This is a genomic window from Coprococcus sp. AM11-30B (genome assembly GCF_027674365.1).
Taxonomy (GTDB): Bacteria; Bacillota; Clostridia; order Lachnospirales; family Lachnospiraceae; genus Allocoprococcus; species Allocoprococcus comes.
In genome coordinates, this window is sequence record NZ_JAQDVB010000002.1 from 154,347 (window position 1) to 172,288 (window position 17,942).

The following is a 17,942-nucleotide window of genomic DNA, read 5'->3' on the forward strand; positions in this document are numbered from 1 at the left end:
TTTCGAGTAAACTCCCGACAATGAACAAAGCAAAAGAAAATATAGAAGTATGGGAGTTTGCCTTTACAAAGGATGACAGTATGTTAAAATATTTATAGTAGAAAAGTCAGATTTTCCTTTCTATATTTTTACAATGCAGAAAGGGGAATCATATGACAGAAGAAAAGAAACAATTAACAGAAAATCAGGATAGCTTTATAATGCATCCAACGGTAGATTTCTGCTTCAAAGAATTAATGGAGAATGCAAAAGTAAGACAGGGATTGATTGCGGCAATCCTAAAGAAAGATCCAGAAGAAATTCAGAAAACAAAGTTGATGCCAACAATTTTAAGGAAAGAATATCCGGAAGATAAATACGGGATTCTGGATGTAAGAGTTCTCTTGAAAAATGGAGAGCAGATGGATTTGGAAATGCAGGTGGTGCCATTTGAATTCTGGTTTCAGAGGAGCTTTTATTATCTGTCAAAGATGGTAACGGATCAAATGAAAACAGGGGATACTTATGATAGAATTAAACCGTGCATTCATGTTGGAATTTTGGACTTTAATTTCTTTGAAAATGATACCAGATGTTATCATGCGGGAATGTTCTGTGATAAAGAGACTGGAGAAGTGCTGACGGACTTGCTGCAGATTCATATTCTGGAATTGAAAAAGTTGCCACCGGAAAGTCAGAATGAAACTGGGATCATCCAGTGGATGCGATTTATGAGCGGAAAGAACAGAAAGGATTTTGCAAAGATGGCAGAGCAAAATGAATATATTAAAGAAGCTTATGAATGTCTGGAGAAGATGAGTGCAGATGAAAGAAAAAGAAGAGAATACGAAGAAAGACAAAAAATTTTGTGGGATCATAATTCGTTTATGAAAAGTGCAAAAATAATTGGGATGCGAGAAGGTCGTGAAGAAGGACGTGAGGAAGGACGTAAAGAAGGACGTAAAGAAGGACGTAAAGAAGGACGTAAAGAAGGGTACAGGGAAGCATTAGTTTCAATTGTTATAAAAAAATTGCAAAAAGGGATGTCAGCAGAGGAAATTGCAGATTTTCTGGAAGAGGATGTCTTGACGATACAGAGAATCTATGATATTGCCAATACCTATGCACCGGAATATGATATAGAAAAAATAGTACAAAAGTTGGGAAACACATCGGGAATGAAACAAAAGTAAGAAAAGAGTAAGTCAAATCAGATAGATGAGTGATTTGACTTACTCTTTTTTTCGCATGTAATTAGTTGTTGTTCACTTATAAAGTAAAAACACCATATGAGGATGCCCTAAGGAATAGGCATTAGTATGAGGAATGTTTTACTTCAAAATTTTCCGCAAAATACAAGTAATAATTCCCACCACGCAGAATGGAAAATATGCCGGGTAAAGAGAACCAAATACCAGGATACCGCCTCTGATACCGGTCAGCAACTGAACATCAGAAGGAATTGCAGCTGCGGCTAGACTGAAGAGGTAGGACAGAACATATACCAGGACAAAATAAGTAAGTCCGCGTCCGGTTCCGTGCCGGATGCCACTTAATGTGAAAAAGAACGTAGACAGCATCCAGATCAGCATAACCGCTCCGACAGTCAGATAAGCAATCAGAGTAAGATCTGGATTGGATGTCAGTGTATTGATATCTCCATAATCAGACAGCTGATTCCAGAATGAAAAAAAGGTAATCGCCAGGATGATGGCGGACATCAGAACCGGTGCCGGGCGAAGGATGAAAGTGGTCAGTTTCTCAGCGGCAGTACTTCCGGTGCGGGCAATATTCCGGATTGGAGCAGCCAGTTCTTCGGAAGAGGAATCGGGACGTCTGCGGGAATTTCTCCGTTCTGTCCGTCTGGCTGGTCTTTGGCGGTCATAATAAGAATCCTCTTCTTCATAATCATCGTCATAATCAGGAGCAAGCCTGTCTGTTTCATAGTAGTAGTCGTCAGTTTCATAATCGTTAAGGTAGTCTGTGTCGTCATAACGGTCGTCATAATCATCCTGCCCCACAGGGATCGACGGGAGATCGCCTGTATAAGTTACTTCAAAGTTGTCATCAAAATAGTCGTCTATATTTTTTTTATTATTCATAAAACAAATACACCCTCCTTGTGCATAAGTGTATGGTAACTGTTTTGACAGTCTGTGTCAAATAAATAATGAGATGATTGTGAAATCTGAAAAATTGAAAATGGGTTAATGTAGCAAAGATGGAAAGAGAAAGAGTGGTAGGGGACATCATTCTATGGTAGAATAAATCTGTATGAAAAAATAAATGAGGACAGAAAAATATGGCAATCAATATAGCAACAAAAGCAATCCTGAAAATCCTGTCTTTTGGAGGGATTGATGTAGAAGTATCAAGGCAGCTTGCGGATCTGAAAAGACTGGATCCGATGAAAATTTTTTATAAAAAAATGGATCTGCAGGTATATAACGGAGATTATGAAGTTCCGATCCGGGTATTTTTCCCGGATGAAGCATCGTGTCTGGAAAAAGATCAGATCAAGGGACGAAAGATCATGCTTTTCCTTCACGGAGGAGGATGGGCGACTGAGCATGTGGAAAATTATGAGAGAGTATGTTCCCGGATGGCACAGGCGACGGGGCAGACTGTAGCAGCAGTAGAATACCGCCTGGCGCCGGAGCACAAGTTCCCGACCGGGCTTATGGACTGTTATGCCGTGGCAAGAGCATTGTATACGCATCCGGATACAAAGCCGGAGGATATTACTCTGATTGGAGACAGTGCAGGTGGCAATCTGGCAGCTGCATTGTCCATTATGGCACGGGACCGTGGCGAATTTATGCCAAAGAGACAAATTCTGATCTATCCGGCAGTCAATAATGATTATTCAGAGAAGAGTCTGTTCTCTTCTGTAAGGGAGAACGGGCAGGATTATCTTCTGACGGCAGGCAAATTAAAAGATTATATCAATCTTTATGCAGGTTCGGAAGAGGACAAGTTAAATCCATATTTTGCACCGATTCTGGAGAAAGATCTGTCAGGACAGCCGGATACACTGATCCTGACGTCAGAATTTGATCCGCTCCGGGATGAGGGAGAAGCGTATGGAAGACGTCTTGCAGAGGCAGGTAACCGGGTGGAAGTACACCGGATCAAGGATGCACTTCACGGATATTTTGCACTGGGAATCCGGAGTCTGCATGTACAGGAAAGTTTTGAATATATCAATCATTTTCTGGAGGGGGAATAGAAAATGCCGCAGACAAATGTAAAGCACTGGAGAAGGCTGGACAATGCAGCGAAGCTTTTTCCGGCGGCGAGCAGTAAAAGGGATACCCGTGTATTCCGGTTCTACTGTGAATTGAAAGAGGATATACAGCAGGAGATCCTGCAGAAGGCAGTAGACAGGACACTGGAAAAATATCCGATCTTTCTGTCCGTGCTGCGAAAGGGACTGTTCTGGCATTATCTGGAACAGAGTAATAAAAGACCGGTTGTAAGAGAAGAGTATAAGGAGCCGTGCAGCAGCCTTTATATCCGTGACAAGAGAGACCTGCTTTTTGAAGTGACTTATTACAAAAAAAGAATCAATTTTGAGGTCTTTCATGTGCTGACAGACGGAACCGGTGCCAGTGAATTTGTACGGGAGCTGGTGAAAAATTATCTGTATCTGGCACATCATGAGGATGGACTGGAGGATGTGGTTCTGTCAGAGTATTCGGAGAGCCTTTCCGATCAGGAAGCGGATGGATTTGAAAGATATTATTCCCGCCAGGCAGACCGCAAAAAGGAGAAAAAACCGGCAGCGCATCAGCTTCGCGGAAATAGTCGTGAGCTTGGAAGTCTGCAGACGACAGAGGCAGAAATTCCGGTCGAAGAACTGAAGCTCCAGGCAAAGAATTATGGTGTATCGATGACGGTATTTCTGACTGCGGTATATCTGTGTGCGATTCACCGGACAATGGCAAGACGGCAGGAAAGCAAGCCGGTTGTACTGATGGTTCCGGTAAATTTGCGTAATTTCTTTCCGACCAATACAATGCTCAATTTTTTCAACTGGATCGAACCGGGATATCATTTTCAGGGTGGAAAAGAAGAGTTCGCAGATGTTGTGCAAAAAGTAAATGCATGCTTTAAAGAAGAACTGACAGCGGAAAAGATGGAGAAGCGGATGAACGATTACTTCGCCTTGCAGGTGCATCCAATCCTGAAATTTGCGCCGCTGGAACTGAAAAATGTCTGTATCAATATCGGGGCGAGGACGGCAGAAAGTGATGTGACCGCTATTTTTTCCAACATGGGAATCATCCGGATGCCGGAAAGCTATGAGACGTATATCAGGTATTTTGGCGTTTATACAAGTACGCCGAAAGTAGAGCTTTGTATGTGTTCCTTCCGGGATAAGATTTATCTGGGATTTACGTCCAGATATGACTGTGATGCAATCAAAGAGAATTTTTTCCAGATTCTGAAAGAGCAGGAAGTAAAGCCTGAGATCCTTGAAGTGGAGTATCCGGAAAGTGTGATGACAGAAGCGAAAGGAATGCAGATTTTCAAAATATTTACATTTCTTTGCATGATCGCGATTGTGGCGGCACTGGGAGTGGATTATAGCATTGATACGAATTTCCATCTGTCACTGTTTGTGTGCGGCGGTGCGTTCAGTATGTGGTTGGCGCTCGCAGTCGGTTTCTTCAAGCGGTACAATCTGCTGAAGAATGCCATGTGGCAGCTGATCATTGTGACAGTCGGCTGTATTATCTGGGACTGGCTGACCGGCTGGCATGGCTGGTCGATTGACTTTGTGCTTCCGGGAGTCAGTGGCTTGATTATGATTTCGATGCTGATCATATCGAGGGTGTATTACCGTCAGGCGAAGGACTATCTGGTGTACTTTGTGATGGCGGCGCTTTACGGAATGATCTTACCATTTATCTTTTTGCTGACTGGTAAGGTACGAATTGTATTTCCGTCTGTGATTTCAATTGGGATGGGCGTGCTGATGCTGATCGGACTGGTGCTTTTCAAGGGAAAAGAAATGCGTCAGGAAATGGAAAAGAATTTACATGTATAAATCGGTGGTGCCGCAAAATTATCTGGATTGATGATTTTGCGGCACCATATTTTTTGCATTTAAATATCTGACGAGTGCGGTGATCTGGATCAGAAGTTCTTCCTGATGCTTTGCATCGAGTTCTTTAAATAAAGAAAGAACTTGGAATTCAAAACGAAGCAAAGAAACAGAAGGATCCGGTTCACCAATTTCCAAAGCTTCATCTGCAGAGATGCCATACAGATTGGCAAGGGTTGCGAAAGTGGAGAGATCCGGCTCGGCAACGTTATTCTCATAACCGGACAGAGATTTTCTGTGGATACCGGTCAATTCCATCACTTGTTTCTGGGTATATTCTTTATTCTCACGGGCGTTTTTCAGAATTTTACCAATATCTTTCATGAAAATGTTCCCCCTTCAAACATAGTATAAGTTCATTATAAATGGTCAGAGCAGGAAAAAGCAATGACAATTTATTTTGATTTTTTATCGAGATAGTCTGCGAGAGATTGAAACTGAATCAAAAGCTCTTCCTGGTGGCTGGTGTCAAATTTTTGGAAAAGAGTAAGCATTTTTCATTCGCAGCGCGAAAGGGAAAAATGCGAGGGGGGGGGTAGAAGTCTTAATTCCTAATACTTCATCCGCAGAAAGTTGATATAAGCGGAGTAATCTGGCAAATGTGTCAAGATCTGGTTCAGCTACACTGTTCTCATAGCCGGACAGAGTCTTGCGGTTGATACCGGTCAGTTCTATTACTTTCTTCTGAGTATAAAAATTATCTTCACGTGCTGTCCGGAGAATTTCTCCTATATGTTCCATGGGCGATCGTCCTTTCGAAGATTTCATATATAATATAAGTGAAGTGGTATGTACTATTGCTATTATATAAGAAATAGACGTTAAAAAGAGTAGAATTCTTAGAAAAAGTACTAATAAATCAAAAAGTCTTAAAATTAAAGATACACATGTGCTATCATATTCAAACTTTAATCTCTAAACTTTAATTTTTCCGCCTATGATCTCTAACGAAATAGGAATTGTGAGACTTGCGGCGCCATATTTTTTGTATGCAAAAATCTGACAAGTGCGGTGATTTGAATCAGGAGTTCTTCCTGATGTTTGGGGTCAAGTTCAAAGAAAGAACCTGGAATTCACATTGAGGCAGAGAGTCGGAAGAAGCTTTTCCACCAATATCTAATACTTCATCGGCAGAAATACCATAGAGATTGGCAAGAGTCGCAAAGGTTGATAGATTTGGCTCGGCAACGTTGTTCTCTTAACCAGAAAGCGATTTCCTGTGGATGCCGGTTAATTCCATTACTTGTTTTGGGTATATTTTTTATTCTCACGGGCATATTTCAGAATCTTGCCAATGTCTTTCATGAAAACGGTTTCCTTTCAAATTTACTCCTTTCTTATTATAAAGCACAAAGATAAGAAGACGCAATTTTGAAAACTGTGGTTTTTTATCGAATTATGTATCAAGGAATTACCTATTATTAAATATTAAAACCTATTATTAAAAGACTGAAAAATATGGATTATAACATTAAAAATCGCAAAATTAGCGGAACTGTTAATAAAACGATATTTTTTCGGGAGGGGGAAGAAAAGGAAAAACAAAATCTTAAAAAATACGTTAAAAAGATGTAGAAGTCTTAGAAAAGGTAAGAATGATATTGACTTCTTAAAAATTAAGACTTATAATAACCAAGATAGGATACGTATGCAAAAAAGCATATCATTTTTTAAAATCAGAAAGAGAGGAAATTAGAGATGAAAAAGAGAAGAGTACTTCATCAGGCATGTGCGTTCTCTGTCGCAGTAATGCTCGTTGGAGTAAATGCTGTACCAGTTGTTGCAGCTGATAATGCTCCTGCTGCATATACTAATGCAGATGAGACATGGAAGGGAAAAGCTTGGGCTATTATTACAGTTGATTCCGAAAAAGGATCTTTTGAAGATGGCACTAATACCAATAATGCTGGACATTTGGAAGATAGTAACTATGCAATTAGTTATTTCCCGACTGTTATTCCAAAGGATGGCTATACATGGACAGGATGGGATATTACAGAACCAGACGGTGTTGTAAATCACTTAAATACTGAGTTTGTTGGCGCTAAGTCATGCATGGTTGCTCCAAAGGACGGAGAATTTAAAGTAGTAGCTACATTTAAAAAGGATGCTCCGGCAGAAAAGGAAACTACTACTTTAGTAACCTTTAATAATAGTTTTGATGGAAATGCAACACTTGTTTCAGGAAATCCAGCAGATCAGTTTACATTTTGGAATAAGGATTCAGCAGTATATGATATTCCTAAATATAATGTAAAAGATGGATATGAAATAACTGGATGGACAGTAACAGGTTCAGAGACAACTACTTGGTCAAAAGATAAGACAACTTTTACATTAAGTGATGTTAATGCAGCATATTCTGATAATGGAGAAAAAGTTGAAGGGTTTGCAACCGTAGTCCCTGTTGTATCTAAAAAAGAGGAATCTAAAAAAGTAGTTGTTAACGCAACGGTCAAAGTTGATCCTAACAAAGGTTACTTTGAAGTGTACGGAGACAAAGAACCTTATGAGACTACAAATGAGAATCTTCAGGATGATGGTTGCAAACTGGGCTATCTTCCAAAAGTAGTAGCAAAAGATGGTTATACATGGACAGGTTGGAAAGTAAAAGATGAAGGAGGTAATGTTGTATACTCTAACATTACAACAGATACTTTTGAACTTATGTTTGATTGTACAAAATCTCAAAATTATACTGTAGAAGCTACTTTTGAAGAGAATAAAGCTGAAGAAAAAACAGTAGAAGTTTATTTCAATATTATTGATTCAGAAAAAGGATCATTCCCGGATTATGCACCATCAACAGTTGTTTCTTTCAAAGGTATTGCTGCAGACACAGACCAGCAGTTTGAAATTCCGGCAGTAAAAGCAAATGATGGATACAAGTTTACTGGATGGAAAGTTGAAGGCGCTGAAACACAGAATTGGGATGCAGATGCTAAAACATTTGGTGTGACAGGACTTGCACATTTCCCAGAAGGATCTAATGTTGGTTATGTAACAATTACACCTGAATTTGAAAAAGTTGAAGAAACACCGGCTGTAGCAGTAGCAAATGCATATGTTGTAATTGATTCAACAGAAGGATCATTCGAAGGATATGAAGGAGCAACACAACTTGATAACGAAAACCTTCAGGATAGCAAATACAACCTTGAATTCCTTCCGACAGTAGTAGCAAATGAAGGATATACATTTAAAGGCTGGAAAGTAACAAACAAAGCCGGCGAAGAAATCTACAACCTTGATGCAAATGCAACATCAATTTCATTCCCATACGGAGTAGCTGATGACTACACAGTAACAGCTGTTCTTGAAAAGAATGAAGAAGAAGTAGCAGTAGCAAATGCAACAGTTGTAATCGATTCAGTAGCAGGATCATTCGAAGGATACGAAGGAGCAACAGAACTTCATAACGAAAACCTTCAGGAAGCAGAATACAACCTTGGATTCCTTCCGACAGTAGTAGCAAATGAAGGATATGCATTCAAAGGCTGGAAAGTAACAAACAAAGCCGGCGAAGAAATCTACAACCTTGATGCAAATGCAACATCAATCGCATTCCCATACGGAGTAGCTGATGACTACACAGTAACAGCTGTTCTTGAAAAGAATGAAACTCCGGTTGATCCGGATCAGCCATCAGTTGATCCTTCAAAACCAAGTACTCCAGAAGAAAAACCGGGTACTTCAATTGAAGAGAACAAGAAAGATGACAAAACATCTACAACAGTAGCAAAAGATGACAAAAAGACAAACAAGAAGGAATCTGCTAAGAAAGCAAATGAGCAGAAATCTGATACAGTTCAGACTGGTGATCATAGCAACGTATTCGTATACGTAGCAACACTTCTTATTGCAGGTGCTGCAGCAGTTGTAGCATTCTTCAGAAGAAGAAACGCATAATCTGGTCTTAGCAATAAGCACAGATGATGTGAATTTAATCAGGTGGCTGTGAGTTCTCTCACAGCTACCTGAAGTTTATAAAGGATATTTCTATATGAATAAGCATACGAATCCAACTATCGTAAAAAGACCAAAGAAAACTCATCGTGACCGCGGGACACAGATAGGTTCTGTTCTTGTCATACTTCTTGCATGTGTGGTGATTGGTGGAGGTATTTATTTTGTACGGCAAGAATTGAGTGGGGGAAAGAATACCACACAAAAAGTTGGCGATACAATTACCATCACACCACAGAAGTTAGACAAGAAGCAGTTAAAAGCATTAATTGACAACACAGAATCTATTAATACAGAGACCTATACCGATGAATCCGTAAATGAGCTGAAAGCAGCTGTAGAGAAGGGAAATACACTTTTACGTGGGGTTCCCGGACAGGATGCAATCGAAGAAACGTATATGGAAATTGTTAACGCGATCCAGGGGTTGACCAAAAAAGACACGCAGTAATGCGTGTCTTTTTTGGCTCTATATTGAAGTAATGGAAGAACAATTAACCAACTGTTCTATATTTTTTATCTACTACGTTAAGAAGTTCATATCCGTCTTCTGTTACGAGAACGAGGTCTTCGATACGTACACCGTATTTGCCTTCGATGTAGATTCCCGGTTCGATCGAGAAGATCATACCCGGTTCAGCTACGTTCTTGTTGATCGGGCTTACATCACCGTATTCATGGTCTTCCTGGCCGATGAAATGTCCAAGACGAATCTTCCAGTATTCGCCGTATCCTGCTTCGCCGATGAGATCTCTTGCCTGCGCATCGATATCACAGAAACGTACGCCTGGTTTGATGATGGCTTCTGCTTTCTCAACCGCTGTACGAACAAGGTCATGGATTGCAGCCTGTTCTTCGTCTACGCTCTTGCAGTAGAAGGTTCTTGTCATATCTGAGCAATAACCGTTCCAGATGCATCCCATATCGATCAGAACGCATTCTCCGGCTTTCAGAGTTCTTGTCTCGCTTGGTGAGTGATGTTGGTCAGCAGCGTTAGCACCGAAGCATACGATTGTATCAAAGCTGAGTCCTGTTGCGCCTTCTTTGTAGTATTCTGCTTCAATGAAATCAGCAATCTGTTTTTCTGTCATGCCTTCTTTAATGTAGGCAGCAGCTCTTTCCATAACCATGTCATTGATTACAGATGCCTGTCTCATGATCTTGATTTCTTCTTCATTCTTAACAGCACGAACACCGTCTACACAGTCAGATCCCCATACCGTTTTCAGTTCAGGGCAGCGCTCCTGAAGCGGAATAAGAAAACGTGCCGGAAATACTTTATCGATACCGAGTACGCCTTTGGTGTCGATATGACTGGTCAGAACCCCAATCTGATCATCCATATCACTGAACCATACTTCTTCAAATCCTGTATCAGATACATAATACAGATAGTTCAAGAACATGGTGTGCTTTCCGTTTGTACGAAGCAGCAGAGCGTACAATCTTTCCCCTGGATGTACCATGATGCCCGTTAAAAAGCGGATGCTGAGTGGATCAGATACAAGTAACTGATCGATTCCTTTTTTTTCCATTTTTTGCAATACGCGTTCCATTCTTTCGTTCATTGCTATAATTCTCCTCTCTTAAATACACTACACCAATCATAGCACATTACAGGCAAAATATGAAGAGAAAGCTGCCATCTATTTTTTAAAATATGTCTTACGAACAGTGCAGGATTTTTTTTGCATTTTCCACACGTTCTCTCGAAGGTGGATTGATCCCTTCGAGGGGATAATCAAGTCCCAGTTCTTTCCATTTGTAGGCACCAAGTGTGTGATAAGGCAGGATTTCTACTCTTTCTACATTATTAAGTGTCTGGATAAAATCATTTAACCGGTTTAAGTATTCATCATAGTCGCTGCGCTCAGGTACGAGCACATGGCGGATCCAGACAGGTTTTTTGATATCGGAGAGAAAGCGGATCATATCCAGAATGTTTTTATTTGTTTTTCCGGTCAGCTCTTTGTGAGATTTTTCATCGATATGCTTGATATCAACAAGAAGAAGATCGGTATACTGCATCAGCTCCTGGAATTTGGAGAAAAATGGTTCTTCTCTGGTAAAAGGACCGCCTGCAGTATCAATCGTTGTGTGAATACCTTTTGCCTTTGCTTTTTTGAAAAGATCCAGCAGAAAATCAATCTGAAGGAGAGGTTCTCCGCCGCTTACGGTGATTCCACCGCCATTTTTCCAGTAAGTGCGGTAACGCAGAGCCTGCGCAAGAAGCTCATCGGCACTGCGCCAGGTGGCGCCGTTTTTATCTGTCATATTCCAGGTGTCAGGGTTATGGCAGAACTGACATCTCAGTGGACATCCCTGAACAAATATAATAAAACGTACCCCAGGCCCGTCAACAGAACCAAAGCTTTCTGTAGAGTGAATAAGTCCTTTGATTTGAGTCATATGAAAATCTCCTTTTTCATTGTGTGATTGGAAAACTGCGGATCAGGCAGAGTCTTTTAAATGCCTTAGTATGCAGGAAAAGCTGCCAGCAGCATCTCTATATGTACCGAAAGTCATGCACTTTAAAATGCATGACTTTCAGCATAACGATATGTTTGGCAAAAGAGTGGAAGTTCGGTAATTACATACGATCGTGGCAGGTTCTTGCGATCACATCGAGCTGCTGTTCGCGTGTAAGGTCGATGAACTTAACCGCATATCCTGATACACGGATCGTAAAGTTTGCGTATTCTTCTTTTTCCGGATGTTCCATAGCGTCAAGAAGTTTTTCTGTTCCGAATACGTTGACGTTCAGATGGTGAGCACCCTGAGAGAAGTATCCGTCCATAACATTTACCAGGTTGTTAATGCGTTCCTCCGGAGTATGTCCGATTGCATCCGGGTTGATGGTCTGGGTGTTAGAGATTCCGTCAAGTGCCCATTCGTAAGGCAGCTTGGCAACGGAGTTCAGGGAAGCAAGAAGTCCGTTCTGTTCTGCACCGTAGCTTGGGTTTGCTCCAGGTGAAAGCGGTGCGCCTGCTTTTCTTCCGTCCGGAAGAGCACCGGTAGCTTTTCCATATACAACGTTTGAGGTAATGGTAAGGATAGAAGTTGTCGGTTCGGATTCACGGTAGGTGTGATGCTTTTTCAGTTTCTTCATAAATGTCTGAAGAAGCCATACTGCGATATCATCTGCGCGGTCATCATCATTTCCGTATTTCGGGAAATCACCGGTTGTCTCGAAATCTACAACGAGTCCGTTTTCGTCACGGATTGTTTTCACTTTTGCATATTTGATCGCACTTAAGGAGTCAACTACATGAGAGAATCCTGCGATACCTGTTGCAAATGTACGACGTACATCGGTATCGATCAGTGCCATCTGAGATGCTTCATAGTAGTATTTGTCATGCATGTACTGGATCAGGTTCAGTACGTTTACATACAGTCCGGCGAGCCAGTCCATCATCTTGTCGTATTTAGCCATTACTTCATCATAATCAAGGTATTCAGAAGTGATCGGTGTGTAAGCCGGTCCTACCTGATCTTTTGACTTGCAGTCGACACCACCGTTGATCGCGTAAAGAAGGCATTTTGCAAGGTTTGCTCTTGCTCCGAAAAACTGCATTTCTTTACCTGTCTGTGTTGCAGATACGCAGCAGCAGATAGAATAGTCATCGCCCCATACCGGACGCATTGCATCATCATTTTCATACTGGATAGAACTTGTTTCAATAGAAATATGTGAAGCGTAGTCCTTGAAGTTCTTCGGAAGACGTTCTGTGTAAAGTACAGTCAGGTTCGGTTCCGGAGAAGGTCCCATGTTTTCCAGGGTGTGCAGGAAACGGTAGTCTGTCTTTGTTACCATAGAACGTCCGTCCTGTCCCATTCCGCCGACTTCCAGTGTAGCCCAAACCGGGTCACCAGAGAAGAGCTGGTTGTAAGATGGGATACGTGCGAACTTAACCATACGGAATTTCATTGTCATATGGTCAACTAATTCCTGAGCTTCTTCTTCGGTAAGGATTCCTGCTTCCATATCTCTCTTGATGTAGATATCAAGGAAGGTAGATACACGTCCGACACTCATGGCAGCTCCGTTCTGAGTCTTGATTGCTGCAAGGTATCCGAAGTACAGCCACTGGAATGCTTCTTTTGCATTTTTTGCCGGTTCGGAGATATCGAATCCATAGGCAGCAGCCATTTCTTTCATGCCTTTGAGGGCGCGGATCTGTTCTGCAAGCTCTTCTCTTTGCCGGATCACGTTGTCACGCATAGAGCCATATCCGCAGTTTGCAAGGTCATCCTGCTTCATGGCGATCAGAAGATCGATTCCGTAGAGGGCAACACGGCGGTAATCGCCGACGATACGTCCTCTTCCGTAAGTATCCGGAAGACCGGTAAGGATTTTTGCGTGACGTGCTTTTTTCATTTCCGGAGTATAGGCATCAAATACTGCCTGGTTATGTGTTTTATGATAATCTGTAAAGATTTTATGAAATTTCGGGTTTGGTTCATATCCGTAAGTTTTGCATGCTTCCTCAGCCATTTTGATTCCACCGAACGGCATAAATGCACGTTTCAGAGGTTTGTCAGTCTGAAGCCCCACAACCTGTTCTTTATCTTTCAGTTCTTCGCAGATATAACCTGGACCGTAAGCGGTAAGAGAAGATACCACTTCTGTTTCCATATCCAGAACGCCGCCTTTTGCACGTTCTTCTTTCTGGAGTTCCTGAAGCTTGCCCCAGAGCTGGTTTGTTGCTTCGGTCGGGTCTGCAAGGAATGAAGAATCTCCCTCGTAAGGTGTGTAGTTGTTCTGGATAAAATCACGAACGTTGATTTCTTCTTTCCAGAGTCTTCCTTCAAATCCCTGCCATTGTTTTTTCTGCATCATTTGGTTATTCCTCCTTCTTGTGGGTGAGCCATAGTACCTATGACCCGGTTATTATACACTGTGTTGCTGCGGTTTATGCCCGGAAAGTTCTGGCAAATTCCAGACATATGAAAAGGTTCAGCCAGAAGAACCGATGGATGTTTACGCCTTTTATATAGCCCTGATTTATGATAATCTTATAAAAATGCGTAAAAAAAGCCGGCATCTGAGCTGAATCGCCCAGACGGTCGGCTAAATAATCAAATCCTCATATTTCCCTGTGGTTCATTCCACTTCCGTCAGTCATATGAGCAACTTTAATTTAACAAATTGCTATATAAATGTCAATGACAAATTTGTTTTTTTGAAAAAACATAATAATGATGTGAATGTCAATAAGTATAAATACCGAGAAAAGTTTAACATTTATCAAGAAATCTCTCAATCGAATTGAGGCATGTACCTGGAATAGAACATAAAAAATGTTAAAAAAATATCAAGCATCTATTGAATTCTGTTTTTTAGAGGATTATAATAAAAACATCAGGTGATTTACAAAATAAAGGAGGATTTTTATCATGGCAAGAAAAGTTGTTTTAGCAGGAGCATGTCGTACAGCAATCGGTGTAATGGGCGGACAGTTTGCAAATACATCGGCTGTAGAACTTGGAACGATCGTAATCAAAGAAGCTCTCAAAAGAGCGGGCGTTTCTCCGGATCAGGTTGACGAAGTGTATATGGGAAATGTTATCCAGGCAGGCAACGGACAGAACCCGGCACGTCAGGCAGCTGTATATGCAGGAATCCCGAATGAAGTACCGGCAACAACTATCAACGTACTTTGTGGATCCGGTCTTCACTGTGTAAACCTTGCAGCGAAGCTGATCGCAGCTGGAGATGCAGATATCATCGTTGCAGGTGGTATGGAAAATATGACAATGGCTCCGTACATGTTGAGAAACGGACGTTATGGATATCGTATGGGAAATGCGACAATCGAAGATGCTATGATCAAGGATGGTCTGACCGACGCATTCCATAATTATCACATGGGAATCACAGCAGAAAATATCTGCGAACAGTGGGGACTTACAAGAGAAGAACTGGATGAATTTGCAGCATGGTCTCAGAACAAATGTGAAAAAGCAATGGCAGAAGGTAAATTTAAAGACGAGATTGTTCCGGTCGAAGTGAAGAAGAAAAAAGAAACGATTCTTGTAGATACAGATGAAGGTCCTCGTAAAGGAATCACAAAAGAAGGTCTTGCAAAACTTCGTCCTGCATTTAAGAAAGACGGTATGGTTACAGCAGGTAACGCATCCGGAATCAATGATGGTGCAGCTGCACTTATCGTTATGAGCGAAGAAAAAGCAAAAGAGCTTGGCGTAACACCTATGGCAACATGGATCGGCGGAGAACTCGCAGGATGTGATCCGGCGATCATGGGAATCGGACCGGTTTATTCAACACGTAAGGTTATGAAGAAGCTGGGAATGGAGATCGGAGATTTTGATCTGATCGAAGCAAACGAAGCATTTGCAGCACAGTCAGTAGCAGTTGGAAAAGATCTTGGATTTGACCTTAGTAAGCTGAATGTCAATGGTGGAGCAATTGCTCTCGGACATCCGGTTGGCTGCTCAGGTGCAAGAATCCTTGTAAGCTTGTTGTATGAGATGCAGAAAGAAGATGTACATACAGGACTTGCAACACTTTGTGTTGGTGGCGGAATGGGATGCTCTGCTGTAGTTAAAAGAGATTAGGGATAGAAAAAAAGGGTGGATACTTTTTTAGTGTCTGCTCTTTTTTTGAATAATTTAGGTTGTGTTGACAAATTGGGCAAAAGATAATGCGTCCCTCGAAGTTATTGACATTATTAAATAAAAGCGTAGTAACTAAAAAAGTCTGGCGAGGTGTGCCAGACTTTTTTCTACGATGAGATATATGCGTTTTGCATCTTTTAGGGTTTTGAAAAAAATTAATATACCAGAGGTTTTTCTTCGCCGTTTAATACACGGAGAGCGCCTTGAGCGAGGGCGAGGAGTTCATCTTCACCCGGGTAGACGGTGATTGGGGCGATGAAGCCGACCTTTTCTTTGATCTCAGATGTAACGTAGTCGCTGTATGCGATACCGCCGGTGAGAAGGATCTGGTCTACTTTGCCGTTAAGTACGGCTGCCATGGCGCCGACTTCTTTGGCAACCTGGTAAGTGAATGCGTGGAATACACCGGCTGCTTCTTCGTCACCCTTTTCAAAGGCACGTTCTGCAACGTCGCGCATGTTGTTGGTTCCAAGGTATCCGTTGAGACCGCCTTTCCCGTTGATCTTTTTATATACTTCAGCCTGTGTGTACTGACCGGAGAAACACATTTTTACGAGTGCGCCTGCCGGTACACCGCCGGAACGTTCCGGTGAGAAAGGTCCGTCTCCGTCAAGCGTGTTGTTGACATCGACAACTTTGCCATTTTTATGAGCACCGACAGATACACCGCCGCCCATGTGTACAACTACAAGATTCAGGGAATCATAAGATACATTCTGTTCTTTGGCGTAGCGTTTGGCAACTGCTTTCTGGTTCAGTGCGTGGAAGATACTGATACGCGGAAGTTCCGGGATTCCGGAATATCTTGCAACAGGTTCCATCTCATCGACAACAACAGGGTCAACAATGTAAGAAGGAACTCCAATCTCATCACCGATTTCGCGGGCAAGGATGCCTCCAAGGTTCGATGCATGCTGTCCTTGCACACCTGCTTTTAAGTCAGCAAGAAGTGCGTCAGATACTGGATAGGTTCCACCTGGGATCGGTTTTAAAAGTCCGCCTCGTCCTACTACAACATTCAGAGATTTGATGTCGAAGCTGTTCTTTGCGAGAATATCTACAATCAGTTCTTTACGGAAATCTTTCTGGTCAACGATGGTTGCATATTTTGCAATCTCTTCGGTGGAATGACGGAGTGTTTCTTCGAATAACAAAGTTTCGTCTTCGTACACACCGATCTTGGTAGAAGTAGATCCCGGGTTGATTACTAAAATTTTATAGCTCATAAAAAGATCCTCCTTAGTCTGTGATCGATCCTGCGATTACGGTCGCAAGTGCAATAGAATTCAGTTTGGTTTCAAAATCGTCCGAACGTGAAGTAAGAACCACCGGAGCGCTTGTTCCGACAAGTACGTTACCGATCTTGACCTTTGCAGTGCGGACAAGAATCTTATATGTGATATTTCCTGCATCGATATTCGGGAAGAGGAGAATATCAGCATGTCCGGCTACTGGATTAGTCACACCTTTGTGAACAGCTGCTTCCGGATCGATCGCAAGATCCATGGAAAGTGGTCCGTAGATCTGGCATCCTTTGAAATCGCCACCCTCGTACATCTTGGTGAGATTATCGGCATCAACTGTTGGCTGCATCTTTGGATTCACTGTCTCAACTGCACACAGAGGAGCAACCTTTGGGCATTCGATGCCACATGCATGTGCGACTTCTACTGCATTGTTGATGATATTGACTTTATCTGCAAGGGTTGGATATGTATTGAAAGCTACGTCTGTGAAGAACAGAAGACGGTTAATGCCTTCAATCTCAAATACACATACATGGGAAAGCATCTTTCCGGTACGAAGTCCGACTTCTTTATTCAATACGCTCTTTAAGAATGTCTTTGTTTCAAGCAATCCTTTTAAAAGGATATCAGCTTTGCCGTTGTGTACAAGCTCAACAGCCTTTAATGCAGCTGCTTCGGTATCAGGCTCATTGATGATCTCGAAATCTGTCAGATCCATATCAATAGAAGCGGCAATCTCGCGGATCTTGGCTTCATCACCGACAAGGATGGCTGTTGCGATATTTTGCTCTTTTGCAGCTTTGACAGCCTGCAGTACCGGCTCATCCTGTGCGTTGGAAACAGAGACTTTCTTTAAGGTTTTTTGATTTGCTTTTGAGATTAATTCTTCAAAACTTTTGCTCATTTTCACACCTTCTCATTCATAATTTAATTATAGTATTCTGGTTGAATATTTTTTAACAATCTTAAGTGTAGCACCATATCTGGGAAAGGTCAAT

The 17,942-nt window shown here is 41.8% G+C and carries 14 protein-coding genes and 1 riboswitch; of the genes, 6 read left to right on the plus strand and 8 right to left on the minus strand.

Features of this window, described 5'->3' with window-relative positions:
• The first annotated feature begins 152 nt into the window (after nt 1–152).
• Entirely contained in the window at nt 153–1,172 is a 1,020-nt protein-coding gene (locus PGU50_RS01685) for an Rpn family recombination-promoting nuclease/putative transposase (protein ID WP_270205332.1), read from the plus strand.
• Between the two features lie 138 nt (nt 1,173–1,310).
• Here the strand turns inward: PGU50_RS01685 and PGU50_RS01690 are convergent, their stop codons facing one another.
• Nucleotides 1,311–2,081 carry a hypothetical protein gene (locus PGU50_RS01690; protein WP_270246033.1) on the minus strand — a complete coding sequence of 257 codons (771 nt, stop codon included), beginning with the start codon at nt 2,079–2,081 and terminating at the stop codon, nt 1,311–1,313.
• 200 nt (nt 2,082–2,281) lie between these two features.
• On the opposite strand from PGU50_RS01690, the gene PGU50_RS01695 reads away from it, so the two are divergent.
• Together PGU50_RS01695 and PGU50_RS01700 are read left to right on the plus strand one after the other, a co-directional pair.
• Complete coding sequence (locus tag PGU50_RS01695) at nt 2,282–3,208, plus strand: alpha/beta hydrolase (RefSeq protein ID WP_008371960.1); 927 nt, start codon at nt 2,282–2,284, stop codon at nt 3,206–3,208.
• Between the two features lie 3 nt (nt 3,209–3,211).
• On the plus strand, nt 3,212–5,032 hold the full coding sequence (locus PGU50_RS01700) for a DUF6320 domain-containing protein (RefSeq protein ID WP_270202842.1): 1,821 nt from the start codon (nt 3,212–3,214) through the stop codon (nt 5,030–5,032).
• A gap of 18 nt (nt 5,033–5,050) precedes the next feature.
• Here PGU50_RS01700 and PGU50_RS01705 read toward each other — a convergent pair whose 3' ends face one another.
• Together PGU50_RS01705 and PGU50_RS01710 are read right to left on the minus strand one after the other, a co-directional pair.
• A complete protein-coding gene (locus PGU50_RS01705) occupies nt 5,051–5,413 on the minus strand; it encodes a helix-turn-helix domain-containing protein (RefSeq protein WP_022220639.1) in 363 nt (120 codons plus the stop codon).
• Nucleotides 5,414–5,557: 144 nt separating this feature from the next.
• Nucleotides 5,558–5,830, minus strand: coding sequence for a helix-turn-helix domain-containing protein (locus tag PGU50_RS01710; protein ID WP_242854864.1), 273 nt, complete (start codon nt 5,828–5,830; stop codon nt 5,558–5,560).
• 957 nt (nt 5,831–6,787) lie between these two features.
• Between PGU50_RS01710 and PGU50_RS01715 the strand changes: the two genes are divergently transcribed.
• Together PGU50_RS01715 and PGU50_RS01720 are read left to right on the plus strand one after the other, a co-directional pair.
• A complete protein-coding gene (locus PGU50_RS01715) occupies nt 6,788–8,998 on the plus strand; it encodes an InlB B-repeat-containing protein (protein WP_270246034.1) in 2,211 nt (736 codons plus the stop codon).
• 94 nt (nt 8,999–9,092) lie between these two features.
• Nucleotides 9,093–9,506, plus strand: coding sequence for an FIVAR domain-containing protein (locus tag PGU50_RS01720; protein ID WP_175305693.1), 414 nt, complete (start codon nt 9,093–9,095; stop codon nt 9,504–9,506).
• A 43-nt stretch (nt 9,507–9,549) separates the two neighbouring features.
• Here the strand turns inward: PGU50_RS01720 and PGU50_RS01725 are convergent, their stop codons facing one another.
• From PGU50_RS01725 to pflB, 3 genes are all read right to left on the minus strand, one after another.
• Nucleotides 9,550–10,623 carry a M24 family metallopeptidase gene (locus PGU50_RS01725; protein WP_270246035.1) on the minus strand — a complete coding sequence of 358 codons (1,074 nt, stop codon included), beginning with the start codon at nt 10,621–10,623 and terminating at the stop codon, nt 9,550–9,552.
• 97 nt (nt 10,624–10,720) lie between these two features.
• Nucleotides 10,721–11,464, minus strand: coding sequence for a pyruvate formate-lyase-activating protein (pflA, locus tag PGU50_RS01730; protein WP_270246036.1), 744 nt, complete (start codon nt 11,462–11,464; stop codon nt 10,721–10,723).
• A 181-nt stretch (nt 11,465–11,645) separates the two neighbouring features.
• Entirely contained in the window at nt 11,646–13,898 is a 2,253-nt protein-coding gene (gene pflB, locus PGU50_RS01735; RefSeq protein ID WP_270246037.1) for a formate C-acetyltransferase, read from the minus strand.
• 210 nt (nt 13,899–14,108) lie between these two features.
• Nucleotides 14,109–14,194: riboswitch (ZMP/ZTP riboswitch) on the minus strand.
• 261 nt (nt 14,195–14,455) lie between these two features.
• On the opposite strand from pflB, the gene PGU50_RS01740 reads away from it, so the two are divergent.
• Nucleotides 14,456–15,637: an acetyl-CoA C-acetyltransferase gene (locus PGU50_RS01740; RefSeq protein WP_022220828.1), complete on the plus strand. Its 1,182-nt coding sequence runs from the start codon at nt 14,456–14,458 to the stop codon at nt 15,635–15,637.
• Between the two features lie 215 nt (nt 15,638–15,852).
• Here PGU50_RS01740 and buk read toward each other — a convergent pair whose 3' ends face one another.
• Nucleotides 15,853–16,923: a butyrate kinase gene (buk, locus tag PGU50_RS01745; protein ID WP_055246465.1), complete on the minus strand. Its 1,071-nt coding sequence runs from the start codon at nt 16,921–16,923 to the stop codon at nt 15,853–15,855.
• Nucleotides 16,924–16,936: 13 nt separating this feature from the next.
• On the minus strand, nt 16,937–17,848 hold the full coding sequence (ptb, locus tag PGU50_RS01750; RefSeq protein WP_117555700.1) for a phosphate butyryltransferase: 912 nt from the start codon (nt 17,846–17,848) through the stop codon (nt 16,937–16,939).
• Nucleotides 17,849–17,942 lie beyond the last annotated feature (94 nt).

Coding starts and splice junctions, on each gene's coding strand:
- PGU50_RS01685 (WP_270205332.1), top strand. CDS start 153: ATGACAGAAGAAAAGAAACAATTAACAGAAAATCAGGATAGCTTTATA.
- PGU50_RS01690 (WP_270246033.1), bottom strand. CDS start 2,081: ATGAATAATAAAAAAAATATAGACGACTATTTTGATGACAACTTTGAA.
- PGU50_RS01695 (WP_008371960.1), top strand. CDS start 2,282: ATGGCAATCAATATAGCAACAAAAGCAATCCTGAAAATCCTGTCTTTT.
- PGU50_RS01700 (WP_270202842.1), top strand. CDS start 3,212: ATGCCGCAGACAAATGTAAAGCACTGGAGAAGGCTGGACAATGCAGCG.
- PGU50_RS01705 (WP_022220639.1), bottom strand. CDS start 5,413: ATGAAAGATATTGGTAAAATTCTGAAAAACGCCCGTGAGAATAAAGAA.
- PGU50_RS01710 (WP_242854864.1), bottom strand. CDS start 5,830: ATGGAACATATAGGAGAAATTCTCCGGACAGCACGTGAAGATAATTTT.
- PGU50_RS01715 (WP_270246034.1), top strand. CDS start 6,788: ATGAAAAAGAGAAGAGTACTTCATCAGGCATGTGCGTTCTCTGTCGCA.
- PGU50_RS01720 (WP_175305693.1), top strand. CDS start 9,093: ATGAATAAGCATACGAATCCAACTATCGTAAAAAGACCAAAGAAAACT.
- PGU50_RS01725 (WP_270246035.1), bottom strand. CDS start 10,623: ATGAACGAAAGAATGGAACGCGTATTGCAAAAAATGGAAAAAAAAGGA.
- pflA (WP_270246036.1), bottom strand. CDS start 11,464: ATGACTCAAATCAAAGGACTTATTCACTCTACAGAAAGCTTTGGTTCT.
- pflB (WP_270246037.1), bottom strand. CDS start 13,898: ATGATGCAGAAAAAACAATGGCAGGGATTTGAAGGAAGACTCTGGAAA.
- PGU50_RS01740 (WP_022220828.1), top strand. CDS start 14,456: ATGGCAAGAAAAGTTGTTTTAGCAGGAGCATGTCGTACAGCAATCGGT.
- buk (WP_055246465.1), bottom strand. CDS start 16,923: ATGAGCTATAAAATTTTAGTAATCAACCCGGGATCTACTTCTACCAAG.
- ptb (WP_117555700.1), bottom strand. CDS start 17,848: ATGAGCAAAAGTTTTGAAGAATTAATCTCAAAAGCAAATCAAAAAACC.